The 21,072-nt window shown below is 67.1% G+C and carries 27 protein-coding genes and 3 pseudogenes; 15 read left to right on the top strand and 15 right to left on the bottom strand.

Annotation, left to right across the window (positions count from 1 at the left end):
- Window positions 1-199: 199 nt before the first annotated feature.
- The 3 genes from AB0M39_RS14105 to AB0M39_RS14095 all read right to left on the bottom strand — a co-directional run bounded on the left by AB0M39_RS14105 (window position 200) and on the right by AB0M39_RS14095 (window position 1,285).
- Window positions 200-457 carry a hypothetical protein gene (locus AB0M39_RS14105; RefSeq protein WP_365363767.1) on the bottom strand — a complete coding sequence of 86 codons (258 nt, stop codon included), beginning with the start codon at window positions 455-457 and terminating at the stop codon, window positions 200-202.
- An 82-nt stretch (window positions 458-539) separates the two neighbouring features.
- Window positions 540-962, bottom strand: coding sequence for a hypothetical protein (locus AB0M39_RS14100; protein WP_365363765.1), 423 nt, complete (start codon window positions 960-962; stop codon window positions 540-542).
- A 161-nt stretch (window positions 963-1,123) separates the two neighbouring features.
- Complete coding sequence (locus tag AB0M39_RS14095; RefSeq protein WP_365363763.1) at window positions 1,124-1,285, bottom strand: hypothetical protein; 162 nt, start codon at window positions 1,283-1,285, stop codon at window positions 1,124-1,126.
- A gap of 92 nt (window positions 1,286-1,377) precedes the next feature.
- Here AB0M39_RS14095 and AB0M39_RS14090 point away from each other — a divergent pair, with 92 nt between their 5' ends.
- Window positions 1,378-1,596 (top strand): hypothetical protein, encoded by a 219-nt coding sequence (locus AB0M39_RS14090; RefSeq protein ID WP_365363761.1) that lies wholly within the window; start codon window positions 1,378-1,380, stop codon window positions 1,594-1,596.
- A gap of 57 nt (window positions 1,597-1,653) precedes the next feature.
- Here the strand turns inward: AB0M39_RS14090 and AB0M39_RS14085 are convergent, their stop codons facing one another.
- A complete protein-coding gene (locus AB0M39_RS14085) occupies window positions 1,654-1,911 on the bottom strand; it encodes a hypothetical protein (RefSeq protein ID WP_365363759.1) in 258 nt (85 codons plus the stop codon).
- A complete protein-coding gene (locus AB0M39_RS14080; protein WP_365363896.1) occupies window positions 1,908-2,096 on the bottom strand; it encodes a sigma-70 family RNA polymerase sigma factor in 189 nt (62 codons plus the stop codon). The genes AB0M39_RS14085 and AB0M39_RS14080 overlap by 4 nt, the downstream gene beginning before the upstream one ends.
- 155 nt (window positions 2,097-2,251) lie before the next feature.
- Here AB0M39_RS14080 and AB0M39_RS14075 point away from each other — a divergent pair, with 155 nt between their 5' ends.
- Window positions 2,252-2,737, top strand: a complete 486-nt coding sequence (locus AB0M39_RS14075; RefSeq protein WP_365363894.1) for a PQQ-binding-like beta-propeller repeat protein — start codon at window positions 2,252-2,254, stop codon at window positions 2,735-2,737.
- On the opposite strand, the gene AB0M39_RS14070 is transcribed toward AB0M39_RS14075, so the two are convergent.
- Window positions 2,679-3,353 (bottom strand): hypothetical protein, encoded by a 675-nt coding sequence (locus AB0M39_RS14070; protein WP_365363757.1) that lies wholly within the window; start codon window positions 3,351-3,353, stop codon window positions 2,679-2,681. The genes AB0M39_RS14075 and AB0M39_RS14070 overlap by 59 nt on opposite strands.
- A 139-nt stretch (window positions 3,354-3,492) precedes the next feature.
- Window positions 3,493-4,697 (bottom strand): annotated as a pseudogene (locus AB0M39_RS14065) (IS110 family transposase).
- Between the two features lie 418 nt (window positions 4,698-5,115).
- Between AB0M39_RS14065 and AB0M39_RS14060 the strand changes: the two are divergent.
- The 5 genes from AB0M39_RS14060 to AB0M39_RS14040 all read left to right on the top strand — a co-directional run bounded on the left by AB0M39_RS14060 (window position 5,116) and on the right by AB0M39_RS14040 (window position 10,026).
- A complete protein-coding gene (locus tag AB0M39_RS14060) occupies window positions 5,116-6,210 on the top strand; it encodes a barstar family protein (protein ID WP_365363755.1) in 1,095 nt (364 codons plus the stop codon).
- Window positions 6,211-7,325: 1,115 nt separating this feature from the next.
- A complete protein-coding gene (locus tag AB0M39_RS14055) occupies window positions 7,326-7,835 on the top strand; it encodes a sigma-70 family RNA polymerase sigma factor (RefSeq protein ID WP_365363752.1) in 510 nt (169 codons plus the stop codon).
- Window positions 7,836-7,837: 2 nt separating this feature from the next.
- The gene (locus AB0M39_RS14050) at window positions 7,838-8,443 is read left to right on the top strand and encodes a hypothetical protein (protein ID WP_365363749.1); all 606 of its coding nucleotides are present in this window, start codon (window positions 7,838-7,840) and stop codon (window positions 8,441-8,443) included.
- Between the two features lie 147 nt (window positions 8,444-8,590).
- The gene (locus AB0M39_RS14045; protein WP_365363747.1) at window positions 8,591-9,238 is read left to right on the top strand and encodes a hypothetical protein; all 648 of its coding nucleotides are present in this window, start codon (window positions 8,591-8,593) and stop codon (window positions 9,236-9,238) included.
- A 17-nt stretch (window positions 9,239-9,255) separates the two neighbouring features.
- Window positions 9,256-10,026 carry a hypothetical protein gene (locus AB0M39_RS14040; RefSeq protein ID WP_365363745.1) on the top strand — a complete coding sequence of 257 codons (771 nt, stop codon included), beginning with the start codon at window positions 9,256-9,258 and terminating at the stop codon, window positions 10,024-10,026.
- A 184-nt stretch (window positions 10,027-10,210) separates the two neighbouring features.
- Here the strand turns inward: AB0M39_RS14040 and AB0M39_RS14035 are convergent, their stop codons facing one another.
- The 3 genes and pseudogenes from AB0M39_RS14035 to AB0M39_RS14025 all read right to left on the bottom strand — a co-directional run bounded on the left by AB0M39_RS14035 (window position 10,211) and on the right by AB0M39_RS14025 (window position 11,973).
- Window positions 10,211-10,354, bottom strand: a complete 144-nt coding sequence (locus AB0M39_RS14035; protein WP_365363743.1) for a hypothetical protein — start codon at window positions 10,352-10,354, stop codon at window positions 10,211-10,213.
- Window positions 10,355-11,264: 910 nt separating this feature from the next.
- Window positions 11,265-11,522, bottom strand: a pseudogene (locus AB0M39_RS14030) (transposase); the annotation flags it as partial.
- A 40-nt stretch (window positions 11,523-11,562) separates the two neighbouring features.
- Window positions 11,563-11,973 (bottom strand): DUF6336 family protein, encoded by a 411-nt coding sequence (locus AB0M39_RS14025; RefSeq protein WP_365363741.1) that lies wholly within the window; start codon window positions 11,971-11,973, stop codon window positions 11,563-11,565.
- A gap of 253 nt (window positions 11,974-12,226) precedes the next feature.
- On the opposite strand from AB0M39_RS14025, the gene AB0M39_RS14020 reads away from it, so the two are divergent.
- A complete protein-coding gene (locus AB0M39_RS14020) occupies window positions 12,227-12,598 on the top strand; it encodes a hypothetical protein (protein ID WP_365363739.1) in 372 nt (123 codons plus the stop codon).
- Between the two features lie 137 nt (window positions 12,599-12,735).
- On the top strand, window positions 12,736-14,037 hold the full coding sequence (locus AB0M39_RS14015) for a YncE family protein (RefSeq protein ID WP_365363736.1): 1,302 nt from the start codon (window positions 12,736-12,738) through the stop codon (window positions 14,035-14,037).
- Between the two features lie 447 nt (window positions 14,038-14,484).
- Here the strand turns inward: AB0M39_RS14015 and AB0M39_RS14010 are convergent, their stop codons facing one another.
- On the bottom strand, window positions 14,485-14,847 hold the full coding sequence (locus tag AB0M39_RS14010; RefSeq protein WP_365363734.1) for a hypothetical protein: 363 nt from the start codon (window positions 14,845-14,847) through the stop codon (window positions 14,485-14,487).
- Between the two features lie 214 nt (window positions 14,848-15,061).
- Window positions 15,062-15,769: a hypothetical protein gene (locus AB0M39_RS14005; RefSeq protein ID WP_365363732.1), complete on the bottom strand. Its 708-nt coding sequence runs from the start codon at window positions 15,767-15,769 to the stop codon at window positions 15,062-15,064.
- 491 nt (window positions 15,770-16,260) lie between these two features.
- Between AB0M39_RS14005 and AB0M39_RS14000 the strand changes: the two genes are divergently transcribed.
- The 3 genes from AB0M39_RS14000 to AB0M39_RS13990 all read left to right on the top strand — a co-directional run bounded on the left by AB0M39_RS14000 (window position 16,261) and on the right by AB0M39_RS13990 (window position 16,958).
- A complete protein-coding gene (locus AB0M39_RS14000) occupies window positions 16,261-16,389 on the top strand; it encodes a hypothetical protein (RefSeq protein ID WP_365363730.1) in 129 nt (42 codons plus the stop codon).
- Window positions 16,386-16,553: a hypothetical protein gene (locus tag AB0M39_RS13995; protein ID WP_365363728.1), complete on the top strand. Its 168-nt coding sequence runs from the start codon at window positions 16,386-16,388 to the stop codon at window positions 16,551-16,553. The genes AB0M39_RS14000 and AB0M39_RS13995 overlap by 4 nt, the downstream gene beginning before the upstream one ends.
- Before the next feature lie 237 nt (window positions 16,554-16,790).
- Window positions 16,791-16,958 carry a hypothetical protein gene (locus AB0M39_RS13990; protein WP_365363726.1) on the top strand — a complete coding sequence of 56 codons (168 nt, stop codon included), beginning with the start codon at window positions 16,791-16,793 and terminating at the stop codon, window positions 16,956-16,958.
- A 147-nt stretch (window positions 16,959-17,105) separates the two neighbouring features.
- Here AB0M39_RS13990 and AB0M39_RS13985 read toward each other — a convergent pair whose 3' ends face one another.
- Window positions 17,106-17,459: a hypothetical protein gene (locus tag AB0M39_RS13985; protein WP_365363724.1), complete on the bottom strand. Its 354-nt coding sequence runs from the start codon at window positions 17,457-17,459 to the stop codon at window positions 17,106-17,108.
- A 224-nt stretch (window positions 17,460-17,683) separates the two neighbouring features.
- On the opposite strand from AB0M39_RS13985, the gene AB0M39_RS13980 reads away from it, so the two are divergent.
- From AB0M39_RS13980 to AB0M39_RS13970, 3 genes and pseudogenes are all read left to right on the top strand, one after another.
- The gene (locus AB0M39_RS13980) at window positions 17,684-17,995 is read left to right on the top strand and encodes a hypothetical protein (RefSeq protein WP_365363722.1); all 312 of its coding nucleotides are present in this window, start codon (window positions 17,684-17,686) and stop codon (window positions 17,993-17,995) included.
- 460 nt (window positions 17,996-18,455) lie between these two features.
- Window positions 18,456-18,629 carry a hypothetical protein gene (locus AB0M39_RS13975; RefSeq protein WP_365363720.1) on the top strand — a complete coding sequence of 58 codons (174 nt, stop codon included), beginning with the start codon at window positions 18,456-18,458 and terminating at the stop codon, window positions 18,627-18,629.
- 58 nt (window positions 18,630-18,687) lie between these two features.
- Window positions 18,688-18,996: pseudogene (locus AB0M39_RS13970) on the top strand (ATP-binding protein); the annotation flags it as partial.
- Window positions 18,997-19,008: 12 nt separating this feature from the next.
- Here the strand turns inward: AB0M39_RS13970 and AB0M39_RS13965 are convergent.
- Both AB0M39_RS13965 and AB0M39_RS13960 read right to left on the bottom strand, forming a co-directional pair.
- A complete protein-coding gene (locus AB0M39_RS13965; RefSeq protein WP_365363718.1) occupies window positions 19,009-20,004 on the bottom strand; it encodes a hypothetical protein in 996 nt (331 codons plus the stop codon).
- Window positions 20,005-20,503: 499 nt separating this feature from the next.
- Entirely contained in the window at window positions 20,504-20,866 is a 363-nt protein-coding gene (locus AB0M39_RS13960; RefSeq protein WP_365363716.1) for a hypothetical protein, read from the bottom strand.
- Between the last annotated feature and the right edge of the window lie 206 nt (window positions 20,867-21,072).

Below are 21,072 nucleotides of genomic sequence, written 5' to 3'. Positions count from 1 at the left end.
ACACCTGGGCACACCGAGCGATACACGCCCTCGACTCGGCGCCGAACGCCTCGACGACACCGCGCATACGTTTCAGCTTCCGAATTAGCCCGGAGCGCCGGACGAGTTGCAGCGGCGCATCGCTGGGGCGGGGCACTCCCACGAGTGCCCCGCCCCAGTTCATTGTGATGCCGTGACAATAGACTGCCCGACTCTGGGCTCATCGCCTCGGTCGTCGCGTATTCTCGTCCGCTTCCACGCCAGCAGGAACATCGAGTTCGAATTCCTGGGCCTTGCCCTCGGCGACATCCTCAAGCAGCCGGACAAGTTCCTCCACGTTCGGCTTGGAGCAGCCGGTTCGGATGAAGAATTCCGTACGTGACAAAGCAAGGGACTCGGTCAAGACTGCTGAGATCCGTAGCAGTTCCGCGGGAGGGAGTGAAAGCACGATCTGGTTGTCGCGTTCAGCTGCGCGCATCTGAAGACATCACCTAGTTCTTGGCCTTGCGCTTGATTCCTCGGCAGACCCCTTGAACGCAGTCATCGAGTTGCGGATGCCTCTAATAATTGAGTCGGTCTACGATATCCAAGTCCCCCTCGGTGGTGACCACCACGATCCACGCTCGATCCTCTGCCAGGAAGTAGTGATGCTCCGGTATCTCAAGGAGTGCGGCCGTTACCGGCGCTGCATCATTACCGGTAAAGCGCACACCGTAGGGCGAGAGACCGTCTCCAACATGCTCGACTAGAGAGCCGGGCCGAATTCGCTCGCAAATCTCCCTGGACACCCTCGCCGCCAGCAAATGCTCATCATCGATCTGCCAGTTACTGTGGCCCCTCACCACTCGGATCCAGTCAATCTTCCCCCCGTCGAACGAGAAATGGAGGTCAAGCCAATCGAAGACGGCCGACATGTCCGTTTGCTCTAGGGCACTTAGCGGCGGCACGGAGTATACCGCCTCCTCCCAGTAATTACCTGCCATAGCAATTCTCCATCAATAACATCCGTGCAGGGCCTGAAGTTTCGTTACTGTCGCCTCGGAGGCATCGAACTCGAAATGGGGACCTTTCTCCTTGCCGGCCCACACATTGATGTTGAGCACCACTTCGCTGATCGAACTCGATCCTGAAGCCAACCTTGCCATCAGCCGTTTGCATGCCTGCGCAGATCCTCGCGGGTGTCCGCGTCGACATACCGGTAGTCCAGGCGCAGTTCCCGCCACTGTTCCCCCTGCTCGAAGAGCATCCGCTCCGCTGCGTCCGTCTCGGGGCCGGTCAGGAGCAGTCGGGCGATGTTGGCCGCCACCCAGAAACGGACCGCGGAATGCCAGCCTGTCTCCCTCTCCAGCGCCGCGGCCACCCGCAGCAGACGGGAACTGGCCCCCGGCCCACCGGCAGATGCGCCGGTTGGAGGAGATCCGCGCCAACCTGGTCGACCGCCTCGAGGAGGCCAAGGAACAGGGCTGGCTCGGAGGGGCCGCGGCGATCGAGGCAAGCCTCGCCGCCGCCGAGCAGAAGCTAGCCGCGATGCGCGATGTCTCCGCCCGCCATACCGCCGTACACCTTGGCATGCCCGAATTTCGGAACAGTGCCGGGTGCCTTGATCGCGAGCCGTGACCACCTGAGAGTGCCTCACCCGACGGGTCAGGCTTCGGCGGGTTTCGCCGCGCATGATCAAGGGCGTTGGGATCCATGCTGTTGGTCGGCGATGGCGTCCTGGGGCGGGCGATCCCGAGTGACGCGCGGCCGTGCACCACTGTGTCGGCGCCTGACGCGCGAAGGGTACAGATGGAAGATGTGGGCCAGTCCGGCTTCATGCTCCAGTGCCGTCTCCAGAGACACGAGTACGGAGTCGTCTGTGCGTGCCAGGAGCTGGTCGAGCAAGACGTCCTCGTCGACGTAACTGAATTCGGTGCTGCGGTCGTCGGTCATGGCTGGTCTCCCGCCGTCAAGCCCAGCGAGCGTTTCAAAGACGCTCGGGCACGAGCGTAGTTTTGACGAACTGCCTCGACCGTGGTCCCTAGCTCGTCGCTGATTTCGGAGTGGGAGAAGCCATCCAGGTGCCACGCCATCACCTGCCGCTGGCGCGGAGGCAGCATGCCCAACGCTGCGTACACGTGCTGTTCCTCATCCTTCAGGACCACGGCCGTTAGAGGACATTCCCCACCGGGTTGGTCCGGGACGGTGTCGGTTAGCTGGTTGCGGAGCCCGGTCTGGCGCGGATAGGTCCGCGTGGCGACCGTACGCAGCCAGGCCCGGGGCACCGTGATCAATCGACGGCCACCTCGACGGGCTCCCCACTGCGGTAGACGGAACGCTCTACGCCAGCTCGGCTGGGCTCATATACGCCCTGGACGCATGGACCGGCACCCCGCGCTGGACCCACCCCACCAACCATCTCAACGGGCGGCCCGTGGTGGCAGACGAAAGACTCTACTTCCGTTCGGGTCGACTGCTACAGGCGCTCAACGCGACGAACGGCAACCATCTTTGGACCCACTGCCTGCCTGACAGCATCTCCACCCAACCCGTGGCCGCGGACGGACTGGTCTACTTCGGCTTCGACGGCTCCGTGTACGCGCTCCATGCGGCAACCGGCTCCGCAGCGGACGAGAACGCCGCCCAGGCCCCTACCAGGCCCGGATGCCCACCCGGGCGTGCTGAGCAGTCGGTCGATCTTGTCGGTTCTCCATGGGCGGCTAGACGTGCGTGCAGCGTTTCAGGAGCCAGCGATACCGTTCGGGGTCCGCCAGGATGATGCGCCTGGCCTTCTCGTGGCTGTCCTGGAGAGCTGCGGGGTAAATCGTCGGGTCGAGGCTGAGGTCGAGGGAGAGATCCTGGCGTGTCTCCGGGTCCTCGCAGGTCAGAAAGGCGGAGAGGCAGGCCGATCGATAGTCGTCGCGGAGGTCGGCCAGCGCCTCCAGCTCCGCTTTGCTCTCCTCTGTGGGCACTCCGCGCCGGAGATCCTCGATGGAGGCGTACTGGAGTCCTGGGTGGGCGAAGTACCAGGCCATGCTGGCGCCGACTTTCTCGGCGGCCGACCCGGTCCGCATGTAGTCGATGATCGCTGCCTGGACGTGGCGGTAGCCGCAAGCTATCACCAGGGGCCGGATGAGTTGCCGTATGCCACTTCGGCACTGATCGTGCATAGCGGCATGGGTGAGGAGGTCGGCGTGCTGCCGTGTTGCCGCGGGGTCTTGGGCTGCGGCCTCGCCGATCTGGAAACGCTTCACCTCGTTGCGATGGCGCTGATGCTCGCCTTCCATGACCGGAGGCAACTCCCAGCCAGGGCAGAAGGTCGCAAGGAGCTCATCCAGCATCGGTTCAAAGGCGCCTAACCGGCCGGCTCGGTCGGGAAGCATCTCCAGCGACATTCCGTAGCCCTTCTTGGTTCAGACGGTCTCTCACGGCGCGATGAGAGCCTCGGCTCAGGCTAGTCGCCAGACCGGCCCCAGGGTCAGCGAATCGGCCATCGTCTGAACCGCCCGGAAGGTCGGCACCGAACAGCGATGTTCATGCGGCCGCTGGTTCTGGTTGGGGTGGTTGGACTGTGTAGTGGCATTGGTCGCGGATGAGGGCCCACAGAACGTCGAGGCGGCGACGGGCAAGAGCAGGGATCGCCTGCCTGTGGCTCTTACCTTCAGCTCGTTTTCGGTCGTAGAAGGACTTGGACGTGGGGCAGAAGCGGGCGGCGATCTGGGCTGAGACGTAGAAGACGCGCAGGAGTCGGCGGTGGTAGCGATGTGGCCTGCGCATGTTGCCGCTGATCCGCCCTGAGTCCCGAGGAACCGGCGCGAGACCAGCGACTCCGGCAAGCCGTCCTGTGCTGCCGAAGGCATCCATGTCCCCGCCGGTGCAGACGATGAACTCCGCCCCCAGCAACGGACCCATGCCGGGCATGCTGACGATCACTTCCGCGTCGCGATGCTCACGGAAGCGGGCCGCGATCTTCAGATCGATGCCGGCGATCTCTTCGTCCACTGCCAGGACCGTCCGCGCCAGGGCATTCACCACGGCGGCGGCTGTGCTCTCCCCTGCCACGGCAGTGTGCTGAGCCTGCGCCGCAGCGACGGCAGCATCGGCCACGGCCTGGGCGCCACGGACTTTGCGGTTCTTCAGCCAGGTCGCAAGCCGGCTCGGGCCTACCCGGCGGAGGCCAGCTGGCGTTTGATAACCGGTCAGCAGGATGAGTGCGGCTTGGGATGCGGCGTAGTCGAAGGCCCGTTCCAGGGCCGGGAAGTACTCCAGCAACTGGGCCCGCATCCGGTGATGGCGCGGATGCGGTCGGCGGCGAGGTCGTAACGGCGGGCGGTGAGGATCTTCAAGTCCACTGCGATCTCGTCCCAGTCCTGCAGAGGCTGCAAGTCCCGACGCATCCGTGCCTGATCGGCGATGACGTAGGCGTCCTTCGCGTCGGTCTTGCCATCACCTCGGTAGCCGCGGGAGGCATGGTGGACGGTCCGGCCAGGAATGTAGAGCAGCCACTGACCATGGCCGGTCAGGAGGGCGATCAATAGAGCGCCCCCGCCGGCGTTCAGGTCGACTGCCCAGGTCACCGGGCTGTCCTCAGCCAGTGCGAGGACGTCGCCGATCAGCTCCAGCAGTTCAGCCTCGTTGTTTGGTACTCGGCGCGAGAGCACCTTCGTCCCGTCAGTGTCAATCACCGTGCAGTGATGCGCGGCCTTGCCGGCATCCGTCCCCGCCCAGAGCTCGGGCACCCGAGCCTCCCTCGTCGATCGGTTGACTGGTCCCTGCAGACGACCACGCCGACGTGTCCTTACGAAGCGATCTCTGTTCGCTCATCCCAATGAGTGGCCGTGTCGTCGCGGGGCACTGGGCGGCCAATCAGTCAAAGCCACAACCACGGCATGAGCGCTCTAAGGCCACACCCAGGCCCCCGGGTCTCCCGATCGTACGAAGGACCGGAATCAACCCGCCAACAAGGTAAGGAGCGCTTCAGTTGGCGAGTGACGCCAACTGAAGCGCGCAGAGTCGAGGCGGCCTGATGGCGTCCACCAGGTTGGACCGTGCAGGCACCGACGGACGCACCCCTCTGCTTCGCGCGATCGAGCTGGGCGACCCGGACATCGTGGAGCGACCGAGAAAAGAGCTTCGCGGACTACACCTGGTCTGGGCATGATTCCCACCGTGCATATGGACAGGGGCCATCGCGGCCAGGGACGGTACACGCTGACGGACACAGGAAATGGCCAGGTCTGGGGTGTCTGCGCAGAGGTGGAGGGGTTGTTCCGGGAACCCCTGCGAGGGACGTACGAACTGTTCGGCTGGGTTCCGGACGGAGCCGAAGTACGCGCCTGGGTCGGCAGCCGGGTGTGGCTGGTGCCGGAGGACAAGACGCTCGATGCCTGGCTGCTGGAGGACGCGGAAAGCCTCGGACAGTACCCGGGAACGGACGGTCTCGTGCTCACCGGTCTGGACGACTACGAGGGCCCGCCCGAGGGGCACAGGGGGCCTGTCCGGCTGCACGACGGGTACCGGTGGCTGGGCTCCTGCCGGGAGTTCGCCCGCGTCCTGCCGCCCGAGGAGGCAGAGCACCCGTTGGTCCTGCGGGGGCTCGCACCGGGTGATCGGCTACGGCGGGCACTGGCGACGAGCACCCGACGCACCTTGGACCTGGAGGAGGCCTGCCTGGAGATACGGGACGACCGGGGCGAGCCGCTCACCGACCGGCTGCTGCGGCCCAAAGTCCGCACGTGGCAGCCGTCCTCCCGCGGGACGGACCTGATTGATCTGGAACTCGACGGATACGTCGCACCCGTACCGGGATACGCCCGGCCCGTCTGGGAGCCCTGGCTCGCCGGCCCGCCGGACGCCCCTGGCGCCTGGGCTGCGCTCGAGACCCGTCAGCGTGGGGCCTGGCTCGATCTCGTCCGGGAGCGGGGCTGTCGGCTCAAGCACCAGGACCGGCAGGCCGGACACGCGTACGAGCTGGACGGCCGGCACATCACCGACGAACCGGGCCTCTACCTGGCACTCGGCGAGGCCGTCAACGGGCCGGGCGGCTACTTCGGCGGCTGCCTGGACGCCCTCGTGGACTGTCTGCGCGGCAACTTCGGCTACACCGCCCCCGCAACCTTGCTCTGGCGGGACGCTGCGACGGCGCGCGAGCACCTGTCCCGCGTCCTGGCGCCGGAGGGCGAGCAGTATGACTTGGTCGCCCTGGTGCTCGAAGTCCTGACCGAGGGCGGGATGCACGTGACCTTCACGTGAGAAGCCAGCCCGCTACCCTGCCCACCAACTCACGCGCACAGCCCCGCCGCATCGACGGCTCACTCGCCAAGTGAAACGCTCAGTCACCGCGGACCGGGCGCTCGGTGCGGGGCGCGGGAACGACGGCGAGCGCCGGGCCCTGCTTCCACGCGCGGCCGGGGTGGCGGTCGGCGGGGACGAGGACTTCGAGTTCCTCGCGGAGCGCGGGGACGAGGACGAAGCGGGGGGTGTGGTACTTCGCGGCGGTCTTCCCGCTGCGGGTGCGGCAGGCGGAGCCGACGGGGCGCGTCGCAGTTCGGGCAGTCGTGACGTTCTACCGCCAATGCAGCCCGATCGGGCGTGAGATCCGTGGCGGCAGCCTCTCAGAAGTACCTCGCACAACGTGCGGGTTTCGAGAGGGCTTTTGCGAACGGCGACCTGCGGAAACGGTGCGCGTTCCGGGGCTCTCGCAGAACTCTCACAGATGGTCAATTATGAGAATCCAGCGGGAGTGGATTCTCCCTGAGCCAACGGCGTACTTGCTCCGCCTCCTCCTCACGCCCAAGTCTCTCAAGGAGATCCGCCTGCAGGGCCAGTACGGTGTGAAGATGCGAAAACACGGAGGGCATCGTGCCAAGGTGGCTGCGGTAGAGCTCCACAGCCTCCTCCGTTTCGCGTAGCGCCACGGAAAGGTCGCCCTCCGCTGCCAGAAGCATCGCGAAGACAGCGAGTGAGGTGGCGAGGCCGGGTTCGTAGGCGGCCGGGTTGCCCGCGGCGAGTTGCTGGTGGGTGTGGGCGAGGACAGTGGTAAGGCGAAGGGCGTGGGGGCGATGACCCGGGATGGGCAGTGGGGCTCCCTCGCCTGTCGGTGCCCTCACATAGCGTAGGACGAACGCTCCTGACGGCCTCGGGCTTGGAGAGCAGGAAACGGGCGTACTGGATCTGGCTGGAGGTCTGCGCCTGAAAGCCAGCCGAGGACGCGGTAGGTCCGGACGCCGCTTGATGCCTGTTTGTGGAGGTTTGGCGCCCGGCTTGGGGAAGCCGGATGCGAAGGGACCTAAGAGGCCGCTCACTTTGCGAACGTTCTGCACGCGTTCTCCGTCGTATGAGGGACAGGAGGGGAGGGCGATCGGCTGATGGGCAAGACGCACAGATCCACGACCGGCGGGCCACTGCTGGAGCCGTCGGATGTCGAGCTGGTGCGCGCCATGCTGGCTCTCGGAGGGGTCCCGTGGGCCGAGCTCGACGACGGTGTCCAGCAGGTCCGGGTCAAGCTGCTGGAGACGGAAGGCCGGATACGGAACCTGCGGGCGTGGCTGTCGGTCGTGTCCTCACGGGTCGCCGTCGACTGGCATCGGAACCGGTCAAGGGACGCGTCACTGCGGGAGAGGCTCGCGGCCCGCTGGCAGGACCATCCGCCCACCGGTCAGTCCGAGGACTCGCGGCTGCTCGCTCTCACCGTGGCTGAAGAGCTCGAAGGCCTTCCGGTGGCGCAGCGGCAGGTCCTCGCCCTGCGCTACTACGCGGACCTGACCGTGCGGGACATCGCGCACCGTCTCAGCGTCCCCGAGGGAACGGTGAAGAGCCGACTGCACACCGCCGTGGCCGCGCTTGGCCGCCGGCTGCGGGACATGGAGGTGATCTGACTGTGGCCAGCCAGAACGAAACGGACGAGGATGCGGTACGCCGCGCCCTACGGATGATCGGCGGGGAGGCCGGCATGGCCGACTCCGCTCCCGCGCAGGAACCGCTCTCTCTCGCAAAGCCCCGTCGTCGACGCCGCGTTGTCGCCGTGTCGCTCGCGGCGGCCGCAGCTGCGGCGTGCATCGCCGTGACCGTGTCCGTGATGAGCGGATCTTCGGGGCCCGCATCCCGTGAGGAGCAGAACGGACACGGGCAGACCCTCACCGAGTGGATCGCCTGCGCCCGCACCATCGCCGTCGGTGACGTCACCGAGGTGCGCCCGTCCAGCAAGGGCCGCATCACCGTGAGCCTCGACGTCGACGACTGGATCAAGCCCTCCCACGGTGACAACCGGATCACCCTCGACCTGGTCGATCCGAGAGCGGCCGAAGCTCGCCCGCCGATCGAGAAGGGGCAGCGTCTGCTGATGGTGGTGCCGGAGCGTTCCGACCAGGAGGCGTCCACGTTCGAAGGCGCCAAGCTGACCCAGTACCGGTCAACGATCACCAAGGCACTCGACGAGGCCGAACAGACCGCATGCCGCTCCCCGGGGACGCAAACCAGCCAATAGAGCATGGAATGTCTGATTCCGCTCGGCCTGATCCTTGTGTGTGTTCGAACAGGCGTGCGCTAATTGGCCCGTGGGGCGTGATTGGCCTCACGGGCTGTCTCCTGCCCGAACTGCCACGTAACAAGGGGAAGGATCCTTTTGCTTCCGATGCAGGGTGCACGAAGAGCAGCAGGAATCGTCGCGCTGGCCGTCGTCTGCCTGTTCGCCACAGCACCGTCCAGCCCGGCCGTGGACATCGAACCCGCTGCCGCGTCGATCGACAACATCGTTCCCACCTCCAACTACTACGTCGGCTGCCTCGGCGGCGAAGCCAACGGAACTGTCTGCCGGACCGACAATGCGGACGTCTCCTATTACATGGATTCCGGTGGCGACAACAAACTGGAGAACGACGACAAGCGGATCGTTCGCAGCCTGCTCGCCAGCGAGTACGCCCCCACCGACCTGTCGATCACCTACGACTCGACGCCCACCTGGTCCGGCTCGTCCGAGACGGACATCTACTACAGCGAAGGCAACGTCCCTGGAAGCGCCGACGGCATCGCCTTCTGCAACGACGCCTCCCCCGGCAACTACAAGTGCGACCAGCAGTACGTCCGCATCCAAGGCGGCGGCTCCTACACCCCCGGACTGAGCTGCCACGAGACCGGCCATGCCGTCGGCCTGCTCCACGGAAACAGGGCCTACCCGGCGGTGGGCATGCAGGACGCGAGGCTGGGCTGCATGAAGAAGTCCGTCGGCTACGACCAGCCGCTCGGCTCGAACCAGAAGAGCAACATCAACATCGTCTACTAGGACCGGGGGGAACAGATTTGAGACGATCCACACGCGCCACCGCCATAGCCGCCGGCACCGCCGCCGTCGCCATCCTCACCGCCACCGCACTCACCGTCAGCGACCAGGCCAGCCAGAACCAGCCCCGGAAGCCGGGCATCATCCTCGCTCACGGCGCCGACCGCCACCCAGCCCAGACCGCGACCGACTGGGTCACGTACGCCGACCACGTCGTCGAGGTCACCCCGGTCGCCGATAGGGATATCCCCCCGGGCCAGGACGAGATCGACCGCGGCGAAGGCCTCATCCTCCGCAACGTCACCCTGCGCGTCGACAAGGTCCTCTGGTCCAGCGACACCTCCGCCAAGACTGCCCCCTCATCGTTCGAGTGGACAGCGCACGGCTGGCAGTTCACCGACGGCAGCACGGCCAACCGCACGGAGATGGCCGGGGAGGACGAGCCCCGCATCGAGACCGGCCACCGTTACGTCATGGCCATCGAGTGGCAGGAACCGAAGTGCGATCCCGGCGACGGGGAAATCCCCGGCCAGTGGCGCGGGCTCGGCTCCGAGTCCAACATCCCCTACGACAACAGCGTCCTCGGGCAGGGCGAGTTCCAGGGACAGATCCAGGCGAGCCGTACAGCGCGGGCGGCCGCTGTCGGCCCCGAGGACCCGAACTACAGCCTGCGAGACGAGTTCACCGGCCGCACCGCCGAGGAGCTGACCAAGCGGCTCAACAGCACCGTACCCGGCCAGCAGGAGCAACCTGCTGCCGCACCCAACAAGCACACCAGGAACTGCGGTTGAGGCAGCCGCTTCGAACGCCGAGGGCACCCCGGTCCGAGACCGGGGTGCCCTCGGCGCCCCAGAAGATCGCCGGTACGCTGCGTCTCGGTCGGCGACAACAGCCGGAACACCCCCGCGTCAGCGGGGGAACCCGAGCAACCGATCCGAGTGCCCCGTCCACCTTCCAGGCCTCGCCGTTTCAGCCCTACGCGGACACCGGCTCCACCACCTGCCCGGCAGCGTCGAGCAGAACGTACGGCTGGGCTGGGTCGGCCACCTCGACCAGGGCACCGGTCTGTGGCAGCACGAAGTTGATCAGATCCCGAGAGGGATCACCCGTCTCAAGCATGAGCGGAAGCTAGCAGAAATGCCATCTGACCTGCGGATATCCGTCAACCGGTTCAGTCGACACCACCATCCGAAGCCTTCGCCCGCAGCCGGCTTCGACAATCCGCCCCGTTGCGGGCCCGGACACGCCGACGGCGGCCGCGGCCCGCGCTGCTGCTCAAACTCAGTCCGAGGCAGCACCTGTCCCCTTCAAGGGTGACGAGGAATGGACGGCCTGCGCTGACATGATCGGGGAGACCTTCCAGCTGGCCGGTGCGGCTGCCGGCCAGCAGTCCCCGGGGGGCCACGCTGGCTGAGTCGCGGCCGCCTCAGAACGCTGACCGGTGCGGCCGCCAGGGTGAGCCGTCTCGTTCGGTACTTCGCTACCGTGAGGCCTGGCGGGTCCACCATCCGGTGCCAGTTCTCAGCCCGCCGCGGTGAGCGGCCCCTGTCCAGCGTGCTGGACAGGGGCCGACACGCACCGCCTGTCACGTTGGCGATCGGTGGCCGACCCAGGCGCGCCCGGCGTCGACGACCCGGGCCCGGTACGCCCGCAGCTCAGGGGACCCCTGTGCCGCGCGGCTGGCCCAGTAGCCGGTCAGCGCGGACGCGAAGACGTTGATCGCGGTGTCGTCGGCCTGCCGGTAGGCAGGGACCTGCCCGGCCCACTTCTCCGCGTCAGGAGCAGTGTGTCCGGCGATGATGAGCTGTGGCACGAGGAAGGCGGTGTCGATCCAGGCCGGACCACGGTGGGGCCAGGCCCAGTCGACGACCCGGATCTGTTCGTCCTCGGCGATCAGGAGGTTGTCCGCGCGCAGGTCGCAGTGGAGCAGCGTGCCGCCCGTCAGCAGTTCGCGATGCCCGGTCGCGTCCTCGAGGACCGGGTTGGCGGCGATCTCGGGGGTATCGACGAGCGGACACGGGGTCAAGGAGTCGTGGAGCCGGCGCCAGCAGGTCATCCCGGAACCGAAGCCGAGCTCCTGCGGCAGCCACTCCCACTGGATGCCGGTGTGCAGCACGAACAGGATCCCTTGCAGGCACCGGCGGTCATCCAGTGGCAGCCGGCCCGGATTTCGTACCCGCCGGGACCGAACCGGAAGCAGCGGCTCGATCCGCACCCACAAATCGTCCGTCACCAGCCACGGCGGACCCTTTCCCTTCCCCCTGCCCTGCCCAACGAGACACCGCAGAACCAGACATGGGCCCACGCACGCTTTCTGCTAGCTCCTCTTAGTGCTGGCCGTGCAGCCAGCTGCCGTACGGTGAATCGGCCACCAGTTGGTACAGCCCGAAAGCGGCAGCTCCGAGGACAAGCAGAAACAGCCCGGAGCGCAGGAACAGCGGACCCACGATGGTCACTGAGGCGGCCTGTGTCGTGAGGGTGTGCCAGTCCCGCAAGCGGCGGACGTCCCGCGCACTGGCCCACCAAAAGCCTGCACCGATCACAAGCAGGATCGCGCCGAAGAGGCCGACAAGACCGCTGACGACGGCCAGGAACTCTCGTCGGTCGCTGTGGTCCGTGATTCTCAAAGCCGCCGCCACGAGTGGCACCACGCCCAGCAGGCCGAAGGCCACGCCACGCCGTGCAACGTGCGCCGGCCGCAGCCGTGGCAGCATCACGCCGTCTTGATCCAAAGCCATGGTCACCACCCTAGCGTCAGGCTGCGTCGTCGATGAGCGCGGACGACGCGCGGCCCGTGTCCACCCCAGACCACAGTCGTTGTACGCGGGGGCGCGGCCGCCCGGCCGGTGGCCTTCGTTCAGCTTCGCCACCAGCTCCGCCCCTCCTGCCAGCTCTTCTGCGTCGGCAAGCTATCGGGTTCAGCCTCACCCAAGGAAGCTGAACCCAGCTCATCACCCGCTGCTACTTGTCACTTCGCGGCAAGGCAGCCGCGTGACCGTTGATCTGTTGATGTCCTGTCGCAGTGCAACTGGCGAATTCTCGCTCGGTCTCATCCGTGCTGTCGGATTCTCACTGCACCGCGCGCTGAACGACGGATCCTGCCCCGTTCGGGGGAATCTCGCTTCGCCGGCCCGCTTCTCACTGCACCTGTCACGGCCGCTTCGACGTGCGTACATGAGAGCCGGGGGTGGCGAGCTCGAGCACGGTCTCCCAGGTGAGTTCCAGCCGCTCCAGCCGATGCTCCACGGCGGCGAGTTGCCTGCTGAGCTGGGCGATCTGCTCGCGCAGGCGGGCTGCTTCCTCGCGGCCGATGGCCTTCGGGACATGACTGGTGTGGTGGGGAGCCGGTTTCCGGTCGGATGAGGCCGGGTGCCGGTTATGAGTGGGTTGGTGATCTTTTACCGGGCAGGTGGCGGGGTGGCTACGCTGCGTGGCAGCGGGTGGCAGGGCACGGGCGCATGGGGCGGCCGGGGCCGCTCGCCGTTCGGGAGGAACGCCGCGTGACGCAGTCGAGTGTGTCTCACTTCTACATCGCCTACCGGCAGACGGGGCCGGAGCCGGGCGGCATTGCGGTGCTGGATGCGGCCACCGGCCGGATCAGGACAACCCAGGCCCTGATGGGCAACCGCGCCCTGGCCGCCCGGTCCGGCGGCGCCGCCACGAAGCTGTACGCCCTGTCCGAGGGAGGCTGCAACGTCAGCACGGTCGACACCCGGACCCTGGAGACGGACACCCTCTACTCCGACCAAGAGGCCCGGGTAACAGACGTAGCGGTGAACGCCGACGGCAGCCGTGTGCTACTGGCCCAGGGCTTGGCCGTGCTCGAGGTGGACACGGCCTCGGGGAAGGAGACGGGAGACCACGCCGTCCCCCAGGAGCCCGTCTTCAGCTCATGGGAGACCATCGCACTGTCCCCGGACGGCAGACGCCTCTACCTGGGCAGGCACGGTCAGAACTCGAACCGGAAGCAGACGCCCTGCGTGCTGGCCATGGACGTCCCCGAGCGGGCCCAGGACGGGACCAACGCGCAGGACGACAACGCGGAGGAGACCGATCCGGGTCCGGGGCAGGCGGTCGACATCGCCGCCCCCGCCGAGAAGTACCACGGCGTCCGGGTGCTCCTCAGCGCCGACGGCGCCACCCTGTACGCGTTCGTGCCCCATCAGGCCGACCCGCTGGTCGCCATCGACACCGCCACCATGACCGTCACCGCCCGCGCCCAGGGCCCCGCCCCGACCGCCCTCGCGGCGTCCCCGGACGGCACCCTCCTCTACGCCGTCCACGCCGACCGCGCAGGCAGCATCCTCAACGCCGCCGACCTCACCGAGACCGGCCCCTTCCCCAGCACCCCGGACAAGGCCCCGGCCATCGCCGTCGCCCCCGACGGCACCGTGTGCGTGGCCTACTCCGACCACACCTGCACCGTGATCGCCCCCGACGCCGCAGAGGCATCCGCTCCCGCCCGCCTGGCCGGCGCACCGCTAGCCGTGGTGACCGCCGCGGCCAGCGAAGCCGACCCCCAACCCCAGCCCGAGTACGTCGGCCGGTACCGGCGCGACGCCATGCCGCGCCGGTACAACGGGAACTCCGACGGACACGGCATGTGGTCCACCGACGTCACCTGCGAGCAGGGCGCCTTCGTGCCCGCGTACGACAAGGTCTACGAGGGCTCCTACACGCTCACCGACGGCGTCGGCGTCTGGCGCAAGGCCGTCCTCGGCGGCGGCGAGAGCAAGAAGTTCTACCGCATCCCCTCCTGGGACAACCTGATCGTCGACGGCGACGACGTCACCTGGCTGTAGGCGGCACGAAGACGTCCTGGCGGACGCAGTCCGGGGTTCGTCAGGCACGTACGGCACGTCAGCGGCGGGCCTGCCCGGCGGCCTGCCGCGAAGTCCGGGTTCCCCCGGTTCCAGTGCCGGCACGGGGCCTCCCAGTCGGCCCGGGTCCGCCGGAGCGCCGGGGGGAGGCGTTCAGCCGGTATCTCGAAGACGCCTTCGTGCTCGGGCTTGCTGTACTCGTGCGGCCCGGTTCTGTTCGGGCCGGCCAGCTCCGTGATCTACCTGCAGGGTCCCCGCAGCTATGACCGGATTCCCCCGCGAGCTCATGGCCCGGTCAGTCGCGGCGCGAACCAGCGCCTGATCAAATCCGGTTCGGATTGCAAGTAGGCGGAAGCTACTGAACTCCAACTCGTGATGTCGGTTTGGATCGTGGTGTCGTGCAGATCGGAGACCGCTGGACGCTGGGGATCAAGATCGTGGCTGCAGCCAGGGACGTGCGGCGGCCAGCGTCACCTCGATGTCGTCGCTCCATGAACAGACTTCCAGCCACGACAGGTAGCCGCCCTGCGTGAAGACCAGGACCTCGCCGGGGCACTCGCCGGCCTCGGTGACGAGCTGCGCTTCGGCCGCCACGACAGTGCCGGGGCCGGTGGACGCGGCCTCGACCTCGCTGGTGTCGAGTTCGAAGTAGGCGGTGCCACACCCGCATGTGCAGCGAGCTCGGACGCTGAGGTGTGGAACCTGCCTTCGGAGTGCGGCATGAACCGGATTGTCCGTGTTCAGGACTGCCGCAAGCACGTCGGCTACGTCGTCAGGCAGGCTCTCGGTCATCCCGTCACCGTATCTGACCAGGGACTTTCGGCTCCGACCGTGCCAGACCTATCGCCGTTCGGCCGACCCCCCTGTTCACACGTCCAGGGCCAGGTCGGTGCCGGCGAGGAAGCCGTCGATGACCTCCGGTAGGTACTGCAGCATCTTGAGCTTGCGCTTCACGGCGCGCGCAGGACACCAGTAGTGCTTTGTTGAGTGATACCTCGGGGGTTGATCACAAAGGGTGCTCAGCAGTTAGCTCTGCCAGCGCCCGGGCCGCCTTCGCTCGGAACTTGATCAAACGCCCGTCGTCATCGACGAAGCGGGCCAGGAGTCGAGTCCCCGCTGTCCAGTCGACCTCCACCAGTTCGAGGGCGTCCATCAACTCCTCGTGTCTGTAGTCCTCCAGGCGGTCGAGGGCTTCGCCAGGGGTTCGTGCCCGGGTCTCCTCGTGCTCGCGTACGAGACGGGCTCGGGCCTTGGCAACGGCTTCCCGGGCAGACCCACTCGGTACCTGATCCCCCTTGCTCCGGTCGTCCCCATCGTTGGGGGACTTCCCGACGCGCGGTTGCATACTCGCGAGGACCCGGATGTCCGCCAGCGCCCGGGCCGCCTGCACCCGGTGCCTGACCACGCCACCGTCGTCATCGACAAAACGGGCCAGAAGTCGAGTCCCAGCCGCCCAGTCGACCTCCACCAGTTCGAGCGCGTCCATCAGCCGCTCGTACTCATACTGGTCAAGACGGTCGAGGGCTTCGCCAGGGGTTCGTGCCCGGGCCTCCTCGTGCTCGCGTACGAGGCGAGCCCGTGCCTTGGCAACAGCTTCCCGGGCAGCCGGTTCCGGCGCCAGCTCCCCCTTGCTCCGGTGATCTCTGCCGATTCCTTGGAGGTATGCCCGGGCCTTCTTCCGGCGGACGCTGTGGTTCTGAGAGTTGTGAGTCACGGGAGACGCCTTGCGAGCCTCCTGCCAGCGGGTCCTCCACACCTGGCGCAGAGGCTGCCAGCTCTCTGCGATCTGCCGCACCGTCAGTCTCGGCTCCAGGCGGGGACCATCTCCGGACCACTCCAAAAGCACACGAACCACGGCCCACAAACAATTCGAAGTCCGCGGCTGGGGTGCCGCGTACGAACCAGTCACTGACCGCCTGAGTGGACAGGACCACCTTCCGCGCTTCATTCTCCCGTGTGCCTACCTCTGGTTGGGCCGATGCGGCCGACCGAAGCGGCTTCCATCCACGCTCCTTGAGTGCTGCGTCGGCCAGCTCAATAGCTGACTTACGGGTACGACCGCCCTTGAGTGCTCGCGCCTGCAGATCCTGCAGCGCATCTCGAAGTGCCTGGCGTCCTGCGCTCAGGCCCTCATCCCGATGCATGCTTGCTCCTCGTCCTGAGAGCGGTCCAGCCGATCCGGCCGACGGTTCGGCTCTGACTGCCATGACCTGGCACCCTACTGACCGGATCCGGCAGGTCCGGCACGTGCTGACGACCGGGGCGCTGTACGCGATCGTCCTCACCGAGCGCCGCCGGACAGGGCGGCCGGACGGCAAGGAGTTTCTTCGGTGATCACGGACACATGGGCGATCGTGGCGGTGGCTTTGGTGGCGATCATCTCGGCGGCAGCCGTGCTGATTGCGGGCATTGCTGTCAAGGGCACTTCGGGGCGGGACCGCGTCAGGACGTTGCACGCCGCAGCTGCCCTGGTGCGTGCCATCCGTGGTCGGAATTGACGCGCTGGCGAGCCCAAGGATGCGGTGGCTCATAGGTGGCAGGTCAGGGCTGCATGCCGCACCTTGCGTCCCCGCGGAGAGGTCGTGGCCTGTGCCGAGGTCGCCCGCCGGGACCGGCGCACCAGCGTCTCGCGCTCGTCCTCAGTCAACTTCACCTCGGCCACCGGCCGCCCCCTACGCGCAATGCATGCAAGGCTACATATAGTCATCGAACTTCGGACGCAGGACACCAAGGACGTGAAGAAGTTGAAGGCCAGTCTTCACACTGTCGAGGCCGGCCTGCCCGTGGACATCCCGACCCAGGTCGCGAAGGCCGACGAGCGCCTGCGCGCGGCGAGCGACAAGGTCTGCGAGCTCGAATGGCGCTCCAAGCTCCCCGGGGCGGGCCACCCCCCAGGTGCGTGAAGACCTCGCCGCCGCACACGAGAACCGTGTCGTGGCTGGCCGGCTGCCGATGTCTGCACCGCCGCTATGAGCGGAAACCGGAACACGTTCTCGCCTTCGTCGGCCTGGCAGCGCTTCTGATCGGATACCGGCGTCTGACCAAGACCGTCAGGGCCTGAGCCGATTCTGTTGAGGATCGAAACAGACCAGCCCCATCGAGTCCGCGAGGGCCGCGGCATGGGCGGAGACCTCTTCGGCTGCGCTCCAGCCCAGCGGAATATAGACGAGCGGGCCGCCGGCTCCTGCAAGCAACGGCCATGCCGCCCAGGGCGAGGCGTCCTCGTCCACGGACGCATCACCCCACCGCTCTACAAGCGCAGCGATGTAGTCCGCGATGCGCTCGGTCGGAGGATGGCCCGCCGCTGCGTCCAGGTAACAGTCGTAGAGGTCGGCGAAGGCTCGGCTGGCCGCCCTGTCGTCCGGCAGCGGCTCTCCTTCCCACACGGCCAAGTCGTAGCTCATACCCGGAGGCTCTCACACCGTCATGACAAGGCGACGTTGACAGCCGACCAGCGCCAAACGAAACGACGTCTACAGTAGAAGAGCGTTTTGCCCCGGCAGGTTGTTCGGTAACTCGGGCGTGGCGTTGGATCGGGTGATCACGCATGTGAGGATCGTGCTGTGTGCGCCCGCACGGAGTGCAGTTGCCCGCGTGACGGCGCAGGGTCAAGCAGGGGGTGCTGGATATGTTCGCAGGGAGAACGGCGCGACTGGCGGTCAGCAACGACGGCGAGGAGCCGCTGGAGCTGACGGTGGAGCCCTGGGCGGACATCCACCAGATCCTGCCGAAAGAGACCTGCGTCGTTGCCACCCACTCGCCCGCGGGAGACGGCACCGGGCCCGGGACGTCGTATGGCGACGAGCCGTTCGAGGTCCAGCATCGGCCCGACTCGGTCACGGTGTGGGCCTACGGCCACTGCTTCCACCTCAGCGACAGGGAGGGCAACGCGATCTACGCGTACGACTACGGGTGCCCTGCCCAGAACCCGGCCACCTGAAAGAGTGTGCTCGTCGGCGAGCTCATAGTGCTGCGTTGCCATGCGCTCAGGCGTCGCGCCAGGGTGGATTCGCGGGTGAGTCTGCGGCTTGTCAGGTCGACCGTCGCCATATCCCGGCACCTACGTCACCTGCGTCCACGACCACACCAAAGCCCTCTGCGAAACGCGCCCGCCGAGGACGAGCCGAAGAACTTCCAGATCTGGGTGGCTGCCAGCCACTCGCCTGCCGCAACGCTGCTCTGACCACCATGGTGGCTTGGGAGCGGGTGTCTGGCAATCGGGGTGCCAGGACAGCAGGCGTGGATGCAGTGACCCGCTACTACGTGGAAGAACGCCTTGCAGTCATCAGATCAAGCTGTACCGATGGGCAAGGAACTGACCGGCTTTCCCGGCCTCTGAGTACTACGGCTACCAGTGGTTGACGTCCCGTGAGTCGTCAGCAGCCTGCCGAATCTGGTGGATGGGCTGCTTTGCAGTGCTGGAGAGCGCCATAGCAGAGCGTTACCGATTCCGTGGAGCGCAGATCAGCACGCCATACAACATCGATGAGGTCGATCCGGAGAAAGCACGCTTTCGTCGGACCAGCCATGATGATGTGGCATTCGTCGGCCAGGTCAGCGAATACCTCGCCTGATCCAGCGGATCACGTGGAGAGCCGGATGCTCGGCCAACGGGCACGTCCGGTTCGGCGGGCGGCGACGGGAAAACCGGTACTTGAAACAGTGCACGGCGTCTCGTCCCCGACCCAACACATGGAACTCGACCGTCACGGCGCCGAGCTCCTCTTTCAGGTGCTGACCGAAGGCGAGGAGAAGAACAGCGTCGCGATCGCCTTCAACGAGTCCTTCGGCGGCTGGACCAAGACCTTCACCGACCCCCGCCTCTGCCCGGCCATCGTCGACCGCCTGACCTTCAACGGCACCATCATCGAGACCGGCACCGACTCCTACCGCCTCACCTCGACCCGGCCGCGCACCGAAGCGCCCGCCAAAGCCGGCTGACCGCTGCATGGTTCAGCTTGATGGTCCTCCACCCCAAGGATCGTCAAGCACTGTTTCGGGGATGTTCGCCGTGAGCATTTCGTCGATGCAACTTCGCAGCCCGACGCCGGTGGGGTCGATCCAGGTGAGCCATGGCACCGGCTGGAGCAGGCCGTCGTATTGACGGGTGCCGGGGTCGGTGAGGAGGGCGCGGAGCTCATCGGGGGCAGGGTCGGGGACCAGGCACAGCCAGGCCAGGCCGGCGCCGATGCGGACCTCGGGCGGTCGTCCGGGATCCGACCACAGGCCCCGGGCCCACCTGGGAGCGTGTTCATCCTGTTGTTCGCGGGCGAGTTGGGCGATCGCCAGGATCAGGCTCACCCGGACTACCGCATCGTCTTCCTTCGCCAGCCTGGACTGCAGAGCAGAGGAGACATGTGAAAGCTCGCCGGTCGCCGCCGCCAGGACGTAGGCGGTCACGGAGCGGACCTCGGGGTCGGGGTCGGAGAGAAGCGGGAGCAGAAGGTGAAGGTCGTCCGTGACGGCCTGACGGGCGGCCTGGATCGTCCAGTCCACCGGACACATCGTGCTGCCCTCGATCATCAACGGCTCCTCGGCGACTTGGAGCAGGCCTTCCCGCGATCCGTCCCCCATGTGCTGACACCGGCCGATCTCGGCGACCAGGCGAAGGGTTCGGGCGCGGAGTTCGGGGCGCGCGGTCGCCGCGATCCGGAGCAGGAACGGCACCGCCAGTGCCCCCACCGCGATCGTGCCGCCCTGGTGGTGAAGACTCGTCCAGAGCTGCCCCAAGGCCCTGTCGCCAGCTTCGGCGTCCCCGGACGCGAGCGTGGCGAGCAGGCCGGGGATCTCCTCGCCCGGGCCGTAGAAGTGCCGGAACCGCTGCCAGGGGACCTCGTCGTACCTGAACCCGTCCTTGACCTCCCGCGGGATCGCGCCCATGGCCGCCCGCACGTCGCAGTCCGTGCCGACCCACCGTTCCGGCCAGTCGGCCCAACGGTCATCGTCCATGGCTTGGCCTTCCAGTCCATCGACAGCACCTGAACGCCGGGAGTCTAACGACCGGTGATCAAGAGACGGACCGCTTCTGCCGCACTCCGGTGGCACCGCACCACGGCGACGTCATTTCTCGTGAGTGTCTGCAGTACTCAAGATCGCCAACTGCTGCCCAAACGGCTGATCAAACGCTGCTACTTCACGTGAACGAAGCCAATCCCCAGAAGAACCTTCACGCTTCCTCTTTTCATCCATCGCGAGCCTCAGACTGATGATTCAGCAAGCACGCGCCCTCCGCTGCGAATCCGACCAGCTGGGACGCCCCCTGGCTTCGGCAGCGCAATCTGACCGTCACCTGCCTCGTGGAAGGGACCGTCAGCCGGCGCACTGAGGGCTCCGAGACCATGTCGAACCGTCGCCGTCCTGATCCGCACTAGCTCGGTCGCCGGCTGCCATCGAAGGGAGCGTGCTCAGATCCGCTGACGCAGCAGCCTCACTCCGTCGGGGCCCAGAATCAGCACACGGCGGTCAGCTCGATGTCGTCGTCATTCTTCGTCAGTTGCGTGGTCGTGAGCTTCGAGACGTGTGGCGCCGATTCCTGACCTCCGTTGTCTTCTGCCCAGGCGCGGAAGCTCCGCAGCAGGCCGGAGTTCTCCGCGCGGCGGGTGACCGCGGCGGCGGGCGGTGCGGCGGGCTTGTCGAAGACGCCGTCGAGGCAGCCCTGGACCCACGCTCCCCTGTCGACCTCGGACTCCGGGGTGTCGGCGTCGAGAGGCCGTCGGGTACAGCCGCCCCAGGTGGCGTCGCGAACCGCCGCACCCTTGCCCGCCGTGTCGTACACGGACCTGCCCGCCTCGAGGCCCGCCCGGTAGGCCATGACAGGGCGCGGCCGTCTGGCGCGATGGCGCCGAACTCTCGGTCGACTCCGGTGAGTCGCACCCGGCTAACAGGACGGGGAGAGCCCCACGGTCACAACGAGGGCTACGGCGAGGAGAAGTCGGGTGGGAGTCGTTTCATCGCGCCAGTGTCGCGGCCCTGCGACGCCGGGACGGCAGCGAGGGGTCGACGATGACCCCGGCGCCC

The sequence above is a fragment of the Streptomyces sp. NPDC051907 genome, from assembly GCF_040681075.1.
Taxonomy (GTDB): Bacteria; Actinomycetota; Actinomycetes; order Streptomycetales; family Streptomycetaceae; genus Streptomyces.
Note: the sequence above shows the minus strand (reverse complement) of the source record. Positions and strands in the feature narration are given on the sequence as shown.